At 73.0% G+C, this 13,949-nt stretch carries 16 protein-coding genes; 11 read left to right on the forward strand and 5 right to left on the reverse strand.

Annotated features, from left to right (window positions below; genetic code table 11):
- Positions 1-7: 7 nt before the first annotated feature.
- Positions 8-556, reverse strand: a complete 549-nt coding sequence (locus GTY67_RS21500; RefSeq protein WP_161280207.1) for a hypothetical protein — start codon at positions 554-556, stop codon at positions 8-10.
- Positions 557-745: 189 nt separating this feature from the next.
- On the opposite strand from GTY67_RS21500, the gene tsaB reads away from it, so the two are divergent.
- The 5 genes from tsaB to GTY67_RS21525 all read left to right on the forward strand — a co-directional run bounded on the left by tsaB (position 746) and on the right by GTY67_RS21525 (position 4,063).
- The gene (tsaB, locus tag GTY67_RS21505; RefSeq protein ID WP_093692768.1) at positions 746-1,393 is read left to right on the forward strand and encodes a tRNA (adenosine(37)-N6)-threonylcarbamoyltransferase complex dimerization subunit type 1 TsaB; all 648 of its coding nucleotides are present in this window, start codon (positions 746-748) and stop codon (positions 1,391-1,393) included.
- A gap of 29 nt (positions 1,394-1,422) precedes the next feature.
- A complete protein-coding gene (gene rimI / locus GTY67_RS21510) occupies positions 1,423-1,896 on the forward strand; it encodes a ribosomal protein S18-alanine N-acetyltransferase (protein ID WP_161280208.1) in 474 nt (157 codons plus the stop codon).
- Entirely contained in the window at positions 1,896-3,005 is a 1,110-nt protein-coding gene (tsaD, locus tag GTY67_RS21515; RefSeq protein WP_093692766.1) for a tRNA (adenosine(37)-N6)-threonylcarbamoyltransferase complex transferase subunit TsaD, read from the forward strand. Before rimI ends, tsaD begins: the two co-directional genes overlap by 1 nt.
- Positions 3,002-3,271, forward strand: a complete 270-nt coding sequence (locus GTY67_RS21520; protein ID WP_093692753.1) for a hypothetical protein — start codon at positions 3,002-3,004, stop codon at positions 3,269-3,271. The genes tsaD and GTY67_RS21520 overlap by 4 nt, the downstream gene beginning before the upstream one ends.
- Positions 3,272-3,487: 216 nt before the next feature.
- Complete coding sequence (locus GTY67_RS21525; protein WP_161279701.1) at positions 3,488-4,063, forward strand: alpha/beta hydrolase fold domain-containing protein; 576 nt, start codon at positions 3,488-3,490, stop codon at positions 4,061-4,063.
- Here the strand turns inward: GTY67_RS21525 and GTY67_RS21530 are convergent, their stop codons facing one another.
- Positions 4,064-4,768: a TetR/AcrR family transcriptional regulator gene (locus GTY67_RS21530; protein ID WP_093692752.1), complete on the reverse strand. Its 705-nt coding sequence runs from the start codon at positions 4,766-4,768 to the stop codon at positions 4,064-4,066.
- 114 nt (positions 4,769-4,882) lie between these two features.
- On the opposite strand from GTY67_RS21530, the gene GTY67_RS21535 reads away from it, so the two are divergent.
- The 3 genes from GTY67_RS21535 to GTY67_RS21545 all read left to right on the forward strand — a co-directional run bounded on the left by GTY67_RS21535 (position 4,883) and on the right by GTY67_RS21545 (position 7,786).
- Complete coding sequence (locus tag GTY67_RS21535) at positions 4,883-6,367, forward strand: MFS transporter (protein ID WP_161279702.1); 1,485 nt, start codon at positions 4,883-4,885, stop codon at positions 6,365-6,367.
- Between the two features lie 88 nt (positions 6,368-6,455).
- Entirely contained in the window at positions 6,456-6,920 is a 465-nt protein-coding gene (locus GTY67_RS21540) for a VOC family protein (protein ID WP_093692765.1), read from the forward strand.
- Positions 6,921-7,099: 179 nt separating this feature from the next.
- The gene (locus GTY67_RS21545; RefSeq protein ID WP_161279703.1) at positions 7,100-7,786 is read left to right on the forward strand and encodes a hypothetical protein; all 687 of its coding nucleotides are present in this window, start codon (positions 7,100-7,102) and stop codon (positions 7,784-7,786) included.
- Between the two features lie 80 nt (positions 7,787-7,866).
- Here the strand turns inward: GTY67_RS21545 and GTY67_RS21550 are convergent, their stop codons facing one another.
- Complete coding sequence (locus GTY67_RS21550) at positions 7,867-9,090, reverse strand: methyltransferase domain-containing protein (RefSeq protein WP_161280209.1); 1,224 nt, start codon at positions 9,088-9,090, stop codon at positions 7,867-7,869.
- A gap of 183 nt (positions 9,091-9,273) precedes the next feature.
- On the opposite strand from GTY67_RS21550, the gene GTY67_RS21555 reads away from it, so the two are divergent.
- The gene (locus tag GTY67_RS21555; protein WP_093692749.1) at positions 9,274-10,197 is read left to right on the forward strand and encodes a polysaccharide deacetylase family protein; all 924 of its coding nucleotides are present in this window, start codon (positions 9,274-9,276) and stop codon (positions 10,195-10,197) included.
- Positions 10,198-10,232: 35 nt separating this feature from the next.
- Here GTY67_RS21555 and GTY67_RS21560 read toward each other — a convergent pair whose 3' ends face one another.
- Complete coding sequence (locus tag GTY67_RS21560; protein ID WP_161279704.1) at positions 10,233-10,571, reverse strand: hypothetical protein; 339 nt, start codon at positions 10,569-10,571, stop codon at positions 10,233-10,235.
- Positions 10,572-10,849: 278 nt separating this feature from the next.
- Here GTY67_RS21560 and groES point away from each other — a divergent pair, with 278 nt between their 5' ends.
- A complete protein-coding gene (gene groES / locus GTY67_RS21565) occupies positions 10,850-11,158 on the forward strand; it encodes a co-chaperone GroES (RefSeq protein ID WP_003966899.1) in 309 nt (102 codons plus the stop codon).
- Positions 11,159-11,256: 98 nt separating this feature from the next.
- A complete protein-coding gene (groL, locus tag GTY67_RS21570) occupies positions 11,257-12,882 on the forward strand; it encodes a chaperonin GroEL (RefSeq protein ID WP_093692747.1) in 1,626 nt (541 codons plus the stop codon).
- A gap of 78 nt (positions 12,883-12,960) precedes the next feature.
- On the opposite strand, the gene GTY67_RS21575 is transcribed toward groL, so the two are convergent.
- Positions 12,961-13,947 carry a hydroxyacid dehydrogenase gene (locus tag GTY67_RS21575; protein ID WP_161280210.1) on the reverse strand — a complete coding sequence of 329 codons (987 nt, stop codon included), beginning with the start codon at positions 13,945-13,947 and terminating at the stop codon, positions 12,961-12,963.
- Between the last annotated feature and the right edge of the window lie 2 nt (positions 13,948-13,949).

Below are 13,949 nucleotides of genomic sequence, written 5' to 3' on the forward strand. Positions count from 1 at the left end.
CCGCGCCCTACGGGACGACGACCACCTTGGCGCCGACCGTCGCGAAGCTCCACATCGCGTCGCCGTCCGCCCGCTTCATCCGTACGCCGCCGGTCTTCGACTGCGGGTCCGGGGCCACCATCGACCCGTCCTGCGCCGCGCTGAAGCCCACCGCGACCTCGCCGACGTTGGCGAAGCGCACCACGTGCTCGATGGGGACGCCGTCCGAGCCCTTGACCGTGCCCGAGCGCGAGGTGACCTGGTAGGTGCCGGGCGGCGGGCTCACCGGGCTCGGCATCACCGTGAACGTACGGAGCGCCTTGTCGTTCCCCTCCACCAGCCACACCCGCCGGTCCTTCAGCGCGTAGACGACGCGGTCACCGGTGCCCGAGTCCGCCGGGACCGCCAAGGGGTCCTTCGTCGGCTTCGGCTTCGTGGTCGGCTGGGCGGAGGCCGAGGCCGAGGCCTTCGGGGTGGCCGAGGAGGAGGACGCCACCGAATCGGGTGCGTTCGCCGATGCCTGGTAGGCGAGCACGGCGACCACGACGACCGCCGCAGCAGTGAGCCCGGCCACCATTCCCGAGCTTCCCCTTGCCACCGTGAACTCCCCTTTCGGCTGCGCCCTGCCGCATGTCGTACAAGCGTTTACGTCGTACCCGCGGATACCCGGTGACGGTAGCAGCAGGGGACGGGCGGACCGGGACGCCGTACGGACGCCGTACCGCCGTCGGCGGAGCCGTAGGCTGTTTGCGTGCTCTTGCTCGCCATGGATACCGCCACGCCCGCCGTCACCGTCGCCCTGCACGACGGTGCGTCCGTCATCGCCTCCTCCGGCCAGGTCGACGCCCGCAGGCACGGTGAACTGCTGCTGCCCGCCGTCGACCGGGTCCTCGCCGAGGCCGGGGTGAAACTCGACGCCGTGACGGGCGTGGTCGTGGGCGTCGGCCCCGGCCCCTACACCGGGCTGCGCGTCGGCCTGGTCACCGCGGCGACCTTCGGCTCCGCCCTCTCCGTACCGGTGCACGGCCTCTGCACCCTGGACGGCCTCGCGTACGCCGCCGGGCAGGACGGCCTGGAAGGGCCCTTCGCCGTGGCGACGGACGCGCGCCGCAAGGAGGTCTACTGGGCGCGGTACGAGGACGCCCGCACCCGTTCGGGGGAACCCGCCGTCGACCGCCCCGCCGACATCGCCGAGGCGCTGGCCGGGCTCCCCGTGGTCGGCCAGGGCGCGGTGCTCTACCCGGACGCCTTCCCGGACGCGCGCGGTCCGGAGCACGTGGCCGCCGGGGCGCTCGCCGCGCTCGCCGCCGAACGGCTGGCCGCCGGGCAGGAGCTGTCGGCGCCGCAGCCCCTCTATCTGCGCCGGCCCGACGCGCAGGTCCCGAAGAACTACAAGGTGGTCACCCCGAAGTGAGCGCCGCCACCACCGCCGTACTGCGCGAGATGCGCTGGTGGGACATCGCACCGGTGCTGGAGCTCGAACACGCGCTGTTCCCGGAGGACGCCTGGTCGCCCGGCATGTTCTGGTCCGAGCTGGCCCACGCGCGCGGCCCCGGCGCCACCCGCCACTACGTCGTCGCCGAGGAACCGGCCACCGGCCGGATCGTCGGCGACGCCGGGCTCGCCGCCCTCGGCGACCTCTCCGACGTCCAGACCATCGCGGTCAGCCGCGAGGCCTGGGGCACCGGCCTGGGCTCCGAACTCCTCACCGACCTGCTGAAGGCCGCGACCGCCTTCGAGTGCGCCACCGTGCTCCTCGAAGTCCGGGTCGACAACACACGGGCGCAGAAGCTGTACGAGCGGTTCGGCTTCGAGCCGATCGGCTTCCGGCGCGGCTACTACCAGCCGGGGAACATCGACGCGCTCGTCATGCGCCTGACCATGCAAGAACACGTAGCGGAAAACGGGACTGAATGATGGCTGCCGACGAACCCCTCGTACTCGGCATCGAGACCTCCTGCGACGAGACCGGCGTCGGCATCGTGCGCGGGACCACCCTGCTCGCCGACGCCGTCGCCTCCAGCGTCGACACCCACGCCCGCTTCGGCGGCGTCGTCCCGGAGATCGCCTCCCGCGCCCACCTGGAGGCGATGGTCCCCACCATCGAACGCGCCCTGAAGGAGGCCGGGATCAGCGCCCGCGACCTCGACGGGATCGCGGTCACCTCGGGCCCCGGGCTCGCCGGAGCGCTGCTGGTCGGCGTCTCGGCCGCGAAGGCGTACGCGTACGCCCTGGACAAGCCGCTCTACGGGGTCAACCACCTCGCCTCGCACATCTGCGTCGACCAGCTGGAGCACGGGCCGCTGCCCGAGCCCACCATGGCGCTCCTGGTCAGCGGCGGCCACTCCTCCCTCCTGCTGGCCCCCGACATCACCAGCGACGTCCGCCCCCTCGGCGCGACCATCGACGACGCGGCGGGCGAGGCGTTCGACAAGATCGCCCGGGTGCTGAACCTCGGCTTCCCCGGCGGCCCGGTCATCGACCGCCTCGCGAAGGAGGGCGACCCGGCGTCCATCGCCTTCCCGCGCGGCCTGACCGGCCCGCGCGACGCCCCGTACGACTTCTCCTTCTCCGGCCTGAAGACCTCGGTCGCCCGCTGGATCGAGGCGAAGCGCGCGGCGGGCGAGGAGGTGCCCGTACGGGATGTGGCGGCGTCCTTCCAGGAGGCCGTGGTCGACGTGCTGACGCGAAAGGCGGTGCGGGCCTGCAAGGACGAGGGCGTCGACCACCTGATGATCGGCGGCGGGGTGGCGGCCAACTCCCGGCTCCGCGCGCTGGCCGAGGAGCGGTGCGAGCGGGCGGGCATCCGGCTGCGGGTGCCGCGGCCCGGGCTCTGCACGGACAACGGCGCGATGGTCGCGGCGCTCGGCGCGGAGATGGTCGCCCGCAACCGGCGCCCCTCCGACCTGGAGCTGTCGGCGGACTCCTCGCTGCCGGTGACGGAGCCGCACGTTCCGGGGAAGCACCAGCACGCGCACGATCACGACCACGTGCACGAGATCAGCAAGGACAACCTCTACTCATGAGCGCCGCGACCGTCGTCCTCATGTGGGAGGCCCGTGCCGTGGAGGGCCGGGGCGGCGAACTCCTGGAGTGGGCCCGCGCCCGGTCCGCCGAGCTGTCCCGCGAGCCCGCCCGCCGCGAACTGCTGCGCGCCCCGCAGGACCGGGTGCTGGTCATGACGTGGTGGGAGGACGCCTCGTACGCCGACGACCTCCCCGAACTCCCCGAGCCCGACGCCGCCCTGATCACCCGGCCGGTGCACCGGTGGCGGTTCGAGGCGGTGGGCTGAGGGGCCCTCAGGCCCTGTGCAGCCGCCATACGGTGAGGGCGAGCCCGGCCCGTGACAGTCCGGCGGGCTCGGTGAGTTCGACGCCCAGGGCCTTCCGGATCCGGTCGAGTGGATCGAGGACCATACGGTGCCCGCCGCCCCGGACGTGCCGGTGCGGATCTACCGCCCGCAGGGGGCGGGGGCGCCGTCGCCCGGCTGCACGGCGGCGCGTTCGTCATGGGGAACCTGGACACCGAACACCCGTGGGCCGCCCGGATCGCGGTCGGCGGGCACAGCGCCGGTGCGGGCCTCGCGGCCGCGCCGGCGCTGCGGGCATGCGACGAGCAGGGGCCGCCGGTCCGCTTCCAACTCCTCGACCAGCCGGAGCTGGACGACCGGCCGGACACCTGGCCGCGGCAGAACTTCACGGACACGCCCTGGATCAACCGGGACACCATCGCCGCGTCGCGGCAGCACTACCTGGGCCCGGCACCCGCCACGCCGTACGCCGCCCCGGCCCGGGCCGCCGACCTCTCGGGTCTGCCGCCCGCGTACATCGCGACCGCCGAGTTCTGCCCGAACCGCGACGAAGGCCTCGCCTACGGGCTGCGCCTGATGCGGGCACACGTCCCGGTCGAACTGCACCAGTGGCCCGGCACCTTCCACGGGCCGCAGGCGCTGCTCTCCGCCTGTGTCTCCCAGCGGCAGACAGCCGAACTCGGCGCCACACTGCGCCGCGGCCTGGCGGGGTGGGTCGGGGGGCTAGCGGAAGGAGTCGGCGGGGTGGTCCGGCGGGGTGGGCCCGGGGCCTGATCAGCCCCGCGTCCCCCGGCTGATCAGCCCCTCCACGATCGCGTCCAGCTCGGCGGCGGTCTGGTAGTCGGCGGCGTACTCCCGCCAGTGCTCCTTCACCTCGGTGAGCCGGGGCAGCTCCGCCGCGTCCTTCTCCGTGATCATCTCGGGGAAGAACTCCCGCCGGGAGGGCTGCTCCGCCCGGCGGGCCGCCGCCCTGCGGAAGACCAGGTCGCCGTAGACGTAACTCCAGATCGTCCGGTACGCGCGCACCGAGCGGGCGGGGGAGAGCCCGCAGGCCAGGGCGCAGTCGACGATCTCCTCCACCATCCACAGCGCGTTGCGGTCGGTCAGCTCGCCGAGCGCCAGGATGTCCAGGACCCAGGGGATGCGGCCGATGATGTCGTGCATGTGCACGGCCACCGCCACCATCCGCTCGCGCGGGTCCTCGGGCAGCTCCGGGCGCGGGAAGGCGGCCGCGGTGCCGGATAGGGTGAGCATCAGCAGCTCGTCCTTGTCCTGCACGTAGTGGTAGAGCGCCATCGGCGTGCTGCCCAGCTCCTTCGCCACCCGCCGCATGGAGAGCGCGTCCACGCCCTCCTCCTCGACGATGCGGCGCGCGGTGGCGACCATCACGTCCGGGTCCAGCCTGCGGGGGCGGCCCACCGGTTTCTTCTTCTGCTCGGTCTTCCGGGTCTGCTTCTCGGTCTTCTCGCTGCCTGGCACCTGGGCATTCTCCCCTTCCGGGTCCTCTTCCGTACCGGCGGGTTTATTTTCTATACGTGTATGGTAATTCTCCGGTCGGGGATCGGTGAGGGTTGGCCAAGGGGAGGACGCGTCATGGACGGCACGGTGGCAGGCGGGTCGGGGACGGAAGCGGCGGCGCGACACGGGCGGTGGCTGCTGGTGGTGGCGCTCACCGTGCAGTTCCTGGTGTCGCTGGACATGTCCGTGGTGAACGTGGCCCTGCCCGACATCCGCGGCGACCTCGGCTTCGGCCGGGACGGGCTGCTCTGGGTCGTCAACGCGTACGCCCTCGCCTTCGGCGGACTCCTCATGCTCGGCGGCCGGCTCGCCGACCTGGCGGGGCCCCGCCGCGTGCTCACGGCGGGCCTGGTCCTCTTCGGCCTCGCCAGCCTGGCCGGCGGTCTCGCCTGGTCGCCCGGGTCGCTGGTCGCGGCGCGGGCCGTCCAGGGCGTGGGCGCCGCCGCCCTCGCCCCGGTGGCGTTCGCCCTGATCACCCTCGCCTTCCCGGCCGGGCCCGCCCGCTCCCGGGCGCTCGGGCTCTGGGGTATGGCGGGTGCGGCGGGCGGTGCGGTCGGGGTGCTGGCGGGCGGCGTGCTCACCGACGCGGCGGGGTGGCGGGCCGTGATGCTCGTCAACGTGCCGATCGTCGCCTTCGCCCTGGCCGCCGCCGCGCGTACCGGACCGGTCGGCAGGCAGCGCCGGACCGGCGCCCGGCTGGACCTCGCCGGGGCGCTCCTGGCCACGGCCGGGACGACGCTGCTGGTCCTCGGCCTCGTACGGGCATCCGACGACGGGTGGGGCTCGGCCGTCACGCTCTCCACGCTCGGTGCGGCGGTGCTCCTGCTGGCCGCGTTCGTCGCCGTCGAACTCCGTACGCCATCGCCTCTGCTCCGGCCCGGCCTGCTGCGGGGGCGGCCGGTGCTCACCGCCAACCTGTTCTGCCTGCTGCTGGCCTCGGCCCAGTTCGGCGCGTTCTACTTCGTCTCGCTCTACATGCAGCTGGTCCTCGGCTACGGGCCGACGGCCGCCGGGTTCGCGTTCCTGCCGTTCTGCGTGGGCGTCGTCGCGGGCTCCATCCTGGCCACCCGCGCGGTCGCGGTGCTCGGCATCCGGCGGCTGATGACCGTGGGCGGCGTGCTGGCGGCGCTCGGGATGGGCTGGTTCGCGGCCACCGCCACGGTCGACGGCTCCTTCCTCGCCTCGATCCTCGGCCCGTCGCTGCTCTGCTCGCTGGGCATCGGCCTCTGCTTCGTCCCGCTCGGTACGGCGGCCACCACCGACGTGGTGCCCGGCGAGACCGGTATGGCCTCCGGGCTGCTCAACAGCTCCCGCCAGGTCGGCGGTTCGCTCGGCCTCGCGGTGCTGGTCACGGTCGCCGCCCAGGTCACGGGCGGCGGCACCGGGGTGAGGGACCTCTCGGCCGGTTACGCGGCGGCGTTCTGGGTCGCGGCCGGGCTCCTGGCGGCCGCCGCGCTGGCGGCGTACGTCCTGCTGCCGGGGGAGAGCCGGGCGGGCGGCGGCCCGGTGGCCGCCCAGCCGGTCGCGGCGGAGCCTGGAGGCGACGCGGCGGACCGATGAGTCCGGGCGCGCGGGCCGGTCTACCTTCCACGAGGCCCACGAGGCGCACGCCCCGACCGTGGGGCGGCCGGACGAGGAGACGACCACCATGCAGAAGATCACCCCCTGTCTCTGGTACGACGGCCAGGCGAAGGAGGCGGCCGAGCACTACGTCGCGATCTTCGGCGGCGACTCCCGCGTCCTGGACATCAGCTACTACGGCGAAGCCGGTCCCGGCACGGCGGGCGACGTCCTCACCGTCAGCTTCCGGCTCGCGGGCCAGGAGTACACGGGCCTCAACGGCGGCCCCCAGTTCCCCTTCACCGAGGCGATCTCGCTCTCCGTGGACTGCGCCGACCAGGCCGAGGTGGACCGGCTCTGGGCCGCGCTCTCCGAGGGCGGCGAGGAGGGGCAGTGCGGCTGGCTCAAGGACCGGTACGGCGTCTCCTGGCAGATCGTCCCGAACGAGCTGCCGGGGCTGCTGGCCGACCCGGACCCGGCGAAGGCGGAGCGGACGATGAAGGCGATGCTCGGGATGGGCAAGCTGGACATCCAGGCGCTGCGGGACGCCTGAGCCGGGCTGATGCTGCGGGCTCGTTCCGGGGGGCGTCCGCGCCCGCCGGTCTGCTGCCCGCCGGTCCGTCGGCCGCCGGTCCGCCCGCCGGTCCGCGCCCGCAGGTCCGCTGCCCGGCGGTCCGCGCCCGCCGGCCGGTCCGCTCCTGGGCCGCGTCGGCTGTCGGTAGTGTCTGGGCCATGTCACGCCGTGCCCCGCTGCCTCCGCCCCCGCCTCCCGTGGAGATCCGGACCTGGCCCGACCGCGAGGCGATGCTCGCCGACCGGGCGCTGGTCCTGCGCGCGCTGGTGGGGATGCACCTGGGGCCGGGGCGGCTCGGCGTGCTGGGGATGTGGGCCGGGCTCGCCGCGTTCGGCTGGCTGCTGGTGGGGTCGGCGCTCGTCGTGTTCGAGGAGGCGCACGACTTCTTCAGCGTGCTCGGCGGGATCCTGTCCCTGCTCGTCGGCGCCGCCGCGCTGATCCCGGCCGTCGCCTTCGTCTGCCTGTACCTCGCCCGCGACCGGGAGGTGCGCGCGCTGCTCGTGGAGTGGGGCGCGCTGGACCGGGACCCGGAGCGCGACCGGGAGTTGCGGCTGCCCGGGACGAGCCTGGTCTGGCTGCTGCTGTCGTTCGCCCTGGCGGCGGGCGGGCTGGCGCTCTGTGTGATCGCACCGGCGAGCGCCCGGCCGGGCGAGCACACGTACGGCTTGGTCGCCCTGGCCATGGGCCTCGGCATGGTCGCCTGGCTCACCGGACTCATCGGCGCGGTCAAGGCGTTGGCGCACCGGCGCTGGGTGGTGCGCGTCCTGAAGGGGGCCGCAGCACCGGCGCAGGCCTTGGCGCACGCTGTGGCCGACGCCTCGGCGCACGCCCCGGCGCACCGCTGACGCCGTACGTTCCGACCCGTCGGCTCACCGACCCACCGGACCGACATCGGCCGGAGCGTTCAGGCGTCGGGCGTCGGGCGTCACCCCAGCGGATGCCCGATCAGCATCGTCGGGGCCCCGGCCACCCGGGTCAGGAACACCGTCGCCGAGTTGGGCCCGCTCAGCTTCATCCGGCGGCGCAGTTCCTCCGGTTCGACCGCCGAGCCCCGCTTCTTGACGGTCAGTACGCCCACCCCGCGCTCCCGCAGCAGCGCCTTCAGCTTCTTCATGTTGAACGGCAGCCGGTCGGTGATCTCGTACCCGGCGACGTACGGCGAGGAGTACGGCACATCGCTCGTGACGTACGCGATCGTCTCGTCCACCAGCCGCCCGCCGCACCGCTCCACGATGTCGGCCACCAGGTGCGCCCGGATCACCGCGCCGTCCGGCTCGTACAGATAGCGCCCGACCGGGCCCACCGGCGGGGCGTCCAGCGGGGCCGAGGCGGTGAGGGTGGCCCCGGACGGCAGCAGGGTGGCCCGGAACGAGCCGGGCGCGATCCCCTCCCCGTACCAGAGCACCGCCTCCTTCACGTCGCCCCCGTCCGAGATCCACTCGGCCTCCGCCTCCGGGCCGATCGCCTCGTGCGGGATGCCGGGCGCGATCTTCAGCGCCGCGCGGGGGGCCTTCAGCGCGGCGGCCACCGCCCAGGAGAGCGGCGGTGAGTACGCCTCCGGGTCGAAGATCCGGCCGCGTCCGCCCCGCCGGGCCGGGTCCACGAAGACGGCGTCGTACGGAGAGGTGTCGATCTCCGTGACGTCGGCGCACCGCACCTCGATCAGCGCGCCCAGGCCGAGCGCCCCGGCGTTGGCGCGGGCCACCTCGGCGGTGAGCGGGTCGCGGTCCACGGCGAGGACGGTGATCCCGGCGCGGGCCAGCGCGATGGCGTCGCCGCCGATGCCGCAGCACAGGTCGGCCACGCTGCGCACGCCGAGCGCGGCGAACCTGGCGGCGCGGTGGGCGGCGACCGAGGTGCGGGTGGCCTGTTCGACGCCGTTGGGCGTGAAGTACATCCGGTACGCGTCCTCCGCCCCGAACTTCGCCACCGCCCGCTGCCGCAGCCGGGCCTGGCCGAGCGCCGCCGACACCAGCTCCGCCGGGTGCGTGCGGCGCAGCCGGGTCGCGGTGGCCAGCTCGGCGGCGGGGTCGTGGTCGCGCAGCTCGGCCAGCAGGTGCTCGCCCTCGGGGGTGCGCAGGGCGGCGAAGGCGGCGCGAGCGGGGTCGTCGGCCGGGGTGGCGGGGGTCGATGCGTTCACCCGGTCCATTGTGGCCGGTGCGCGCAGGCGGGCGCCCATGGGCCGACGCGGGCTCTTGAAGGGTGACACGTCAACCCTATGGGCCGGTCGGGGGACGGGTCCGGTCCCCTCGCGGTGTCGGGGCGGGAGGCGCGTAGGCGGCTGGCAGGATGCGGCGCCATGCAGCTAGTACGACAAAAAGGAAAATCACCCATGAAGCGGCACCGGCCGGTCTCCGTCGTGCTGGCGGCCCTCCTGGCCGCCACCATCACCTCGGCCTGCGCGTCGGAGACGGGTGGCGGCGGCGCGGGAGCCCCGGGCGGACCGGCGAAGCCCGCCGCCGGGCAGCCGAACGAGGCCGCCCCGCAGGCCGGGCCCGCCCGCGCTCTGGACACGTACGCCGAGGAACTCAAGCGCAGACAGGCCGCACGGGCCGTCGCCGCGAAGAAGTGGGGGCTGGCCAAGACCCCGCTCGCCGCCCCCGAACCGCCGGAGGTGAAGCCGCGCATCACCACCCGCAAGGGGTTCGAGGTCCGGGACGACAAGGGGCTGCCGCCCGTCTTCACCACCGTCCCCACCAAGGAGAAGATCGTCTTCCTCACCATGGACGACGGGGCGGAGAAGGACCCCGCGCTGCTGCGGATGATGACCGAACTGGACATCCCCTACAGCGCCTTCCTGAGCGACTACGTCACCAACGACAACTACGCGTACTTCCAGCAGATGCAGAAGCGCGGGGTGGTCATCAGCAACCACACGCTCAACCACCGCTATCTGCCCGGCCTCTCCTACGCCGAGCAGAAGCGGGAGATCTGCGGCCAGCAGGAGAAGATCCTCAAGAACTACGGGAAGCGCCCCACCCTCTTCCGCCCGCCCTACGGCAACTACAACCGCGACACCCTCGTCGTCGCCAAGAGCTGCGGCATCACCGCCGTGCCCCTGTGGTCCGCCGAGGCCTTCGCCGACCACATGGAGTGGCGCGAGTGGGACCGGGACCTGCACCCCGGCGACATCGTCCTCACCCACTTCCGGGGCAAGGGCGCCTGGAAGGGCACGATGCCCGACATGATCCGCCTGGTCATGAAGACCATCACGGACAAGGGGTACGCGGTGGCGAAGCTGGAGGACTACGTCTGACCCCCGCCTCCTGACGTACGCCCCCGAATGCGCGCTCAGCCCCCGCTGCGCGCGCATTCGTCGCTGGTGCCCCCGCTGCGGCAGGGCGGGGAGTTCCAGGCGGGGGCGATGGCGGGGGTCCAGTCCACGCCCGGGGCGGTGGGGAGGGGCGCGGACATCGTGCCGGCGGTCGCCTCGTGGGACCGCGCCCAGCCGCGCATCCCCAGCCACAGGGCCGATATGGCCCCGGCCGCCACCTCCGCGACCACCAGCACCAGGCCCAGCAGCAGGTCCGCGCGGCCACCTGGCGCCGACGGCCGCCCCGCGACCCTCCCGGCCGGTCTTCCGGGTCTTCCGGGCGGTCCTCCGGGCAGGCCGCTCTCGGGATGCGTCATCTCCGTACCGTCGTACGGAACGCGAAGCTCCGCCCCGGCGTTGTCCCGACGGTGATCCGACGGAGCCCCGACCGAGACGGCGCGAGGGTGGTGAATTGGCACTCCGCTTGACCGAGTGCTAATCGCGGTCATAGTCTCAGGTCTGGCACTCCCCCCTGGAGAGTGCCAGCACCACACTGTGCGACAGGGCAGGTCCGGCACCCGCGACGACGGATCGGTCTGGTCGCCGCCCACTGACTGCTAAACCCCGTGAGATCTCCGAAGGGGGAGACCGGATCGTGTCGACCACCAGCTCCAAGGTTGCGATCAAGCCGCTTGAGGACCGCATTGTGGTCCAGCCGCTCGACGCCGAGCAGACCACGGCTTCCGGCCTGGTCATTCCGGACACCGCGAAGGAGAAGCCCCAGGAGGGCGTCGTCCTCGCCGTTGGTCCGGGCCGCTTCGAGAACGGCGAGCGTCTTCCGCTCGACGTCAAGACCGGCGACGTCGTCCTGTACAGCAAGTACGGCGGCACCGAGGTGAAGTACAACGGCGAGGAGTACCTCGTCCTCTCGGCCCGCGACGTCCTCGCGATCGTCGAGAAGTAATTCACCCACGTTTGCTTGTGTTCTGCGCCCCTGGCCCCCTGCGAAATAACTAGCCGGGTGGCGAGGGGCGCAGTTCGTCCGAGAGGGAAGTACAGCCCATGGCGAAGATTCTGAAGTTCGACGAGGACGCCCGTCGCGCCCTTGAGCGCGGCGTCAACAAGCTTGCCGACACGGTCAAGGTGACGATCGGCCCCAAGGGCCGCAACGTCGTCATCGACAAGAAGTTCGGCGCACCCACCATCACCAACGACGGCGTCACCATCGCGCGCGAGGTCGAACTCGACGACCCGTACGAGAACCTCGGTGCCCAGCTCGTCAAGGAGGTGGCGACCAAGACCAACGACGTAGCGGGTGACGGCACCACCACCGCGACCGTCCTGGCCCAGGCGCTCGTCCGCGAGGGTCTGCGCAACGTCGCCGCGGGCGCCTCCCCGGCCGCCCTGAAGAAGGGCATCGACGCCGCCGTCAAGGCCGTGTCCGAGGAGCTCCTCTCCACCGCGCGCCCGATCGACGACAAGTCCGACATCGCCGCCGTGGCCGCGCTCTCCGCGCAGGACACCCAGGTCGGCGAGCTCATCGCGGACGCGATGGACAAGGTCGGCAAGGACGGTGTCATCACCGTCGAGGAGTCCAACACCTTCGGTCTGGACCTGGAGTTCACCGAGGGCATGGCCTTCGACAAGGGCTACCTGTCCCCGTACATGGTGACCGACCAGGAGCGTATGGAGGCCGTCCTCGACGACCCGTACATCCTGATCCACCAGGGCAAGATCGGCTCCATCCAGGAGCTGCTCCCGCTGCTGGAGAAGGTCATCCAGAGCGGTGGCTCCAAGCCGCTCCTGATCATCGCCGAGGACGTCGAGGGCGAGGCGCTCTCCACCCTCGTCGTCAACAAGATCCGCGGCACCTTCAACGCCGTCGCGGTGAAGGCCCCCGGCTTCGGTGACCGCCGCAAGGCCATGCTCGGCGACATCGCCACCCTCACCGGTGCGACCGTCATCGCCGAAGAGGTCGGCCTCAAGCTGGACCAGGCCGGTCTGGACGTGCTCGGCACCGCCCGCCGCGTCACCGTCTCCAAGGACGACACGACCATCGTCGACGGCGGGGGCAACTCCGACGACGTCAAGGGCCGCGTCAACCAGATCAAGGCCGAGATCGAGTCCACGGACTCCGACTGGGACCGCGAGAAGCTCCAGGAGCGCCTGGCGAAGCTGGCCGGCGGCGTGTGCGTCATCCGCGTCGGTGCCGCCACCGAGGTGGAGCTCAAGGAGAAGAAGCACCGCCTCGAGGACGCCATCTCCGCCACCCGCGCCGCGGTCGAGGAGGGCATCGTCTCCGGCGGTGGCTCCGCCCTCGTCCACGCGGTGAAGGTCCTGGAGGGCAACCTCGGCAAGACCGGCGACGAGGCCACCGGTGTCGCGGTCGTCCGCCGCGCCGCCGTCGAGCCGCTGCGCTGGATCGCCGAGAACGCCGGCCTGGAGGGTTACGTCATCACCTCCAAGGTCTCCGAGCTGGACAAGGGCCAGGGCTTCAACGCCGCCACCGGCGAGTACGGCGACCTGGTCAAGGCCGGCGTCATCGACCCGGTCAAGGTCACCCGCTCCGCCCTGGAGAACGCCGCGTCCATCGCGTCGCTGCTGCTCACGACCGAGACCCTGGTCGTCGAGAAGCCGGCCGAGGAAGAGGCCGACGCCGGTCACGGCGGCCACGGCCACTCCCACTAGTACGCGGCTTTCCGTACGCCTGAGGCCCGGTACCCCCGTCGCGGGGGCACCGGGCCTCGGTGCGTTCCGGCTGTCCGCCTACGCCCTGCGGGCCAGGTCGTCCGGGGTGACCGGGTCGGCGAACGGCACCCCCTGTACGTACCGCGCGATCTCCTCCAGCGCGAAGTCCCCCATGCGGTGGATCTCGTCCCCCAGCGACCCCGCCACATGCGGGGTCAGCAGGACGTTCTCCAGGTCGTACAGCGGGGAGCCGGGCGGCGGAACCTCCGGCTCCGTCACATCGAGGACAGCGTTCAGCCGCCCCGACACCAGCTCCGGCAGCAGCGCCTCCCCGTCGACCAGCGAACCGCGCGAGGTGTTGATCAGCGTGGTGCCGTCCGCCATCGCCGCCAGCTGGGCGGCGCCGATCATGTGCCGGGTCGCGGGCAGCTCCGGCGCGTGGACCGAGACGATCCGGCTGCGGGCGCACAGCTCGTCCAGGCCCACCTTCGCCGCGCCGAGGAGGGCCGCCGCCCCCGCGTCCACGTACGGATCGAAGAGCAGCACGTCCAGGTCGAACGGGCGCAGCAGTTCGATCACCCGGCGCCCGATCCGCGAGGCGCCCACGATCCCCACGCACCGCCGGTAGTTGCCGTGCCCGTCCAGCTCCGCGCGCCAGTCGTGCGGGGCCCGGAGCTGCCGGTAGCGGTGGGCGGCGCCCAGCACGTTCTTCCCGGCGAACAGGATCGCGGCCAGCGTGTACTCGGCGACCGGCAGTGCGTTGGCCCCGGCCGCCGAGGTGACCTGGATGCCCCGCTCCCAGCAGGCCGGGGTGATGTGGTGCTTGACGCTCCCGGCCGCGTGGACGACGGCCCGCAGCCGGGGAGCGGCGGCGAGGACCTCGGCGGTGAGCTGGGGCGCGCCCCAGCAGGTGATGAGCAGCTCCGCCCCGGCGAGCGCGGCCGCGACTTCGGGCTCCGGACCGGCCAGCCGGTGGGCGACCAGCGCCGGATCGGTCTCCACGAGCGCGGTGAGCCGCTCCCGTTGTACGGGGGTGAAGAGGCGGTCCGCGATGCCCGGGCCCATGG

Origin of the sequence: Streptomyces sp. SID8374 (assembly GCF_009865135.1) — a bacterium.
Classification (GTDB): domain Bacteria; phylum Actinomycetota; class Actinomycetes; order Streptomycetales; family Streptomycetaceae; genus Streptomyces.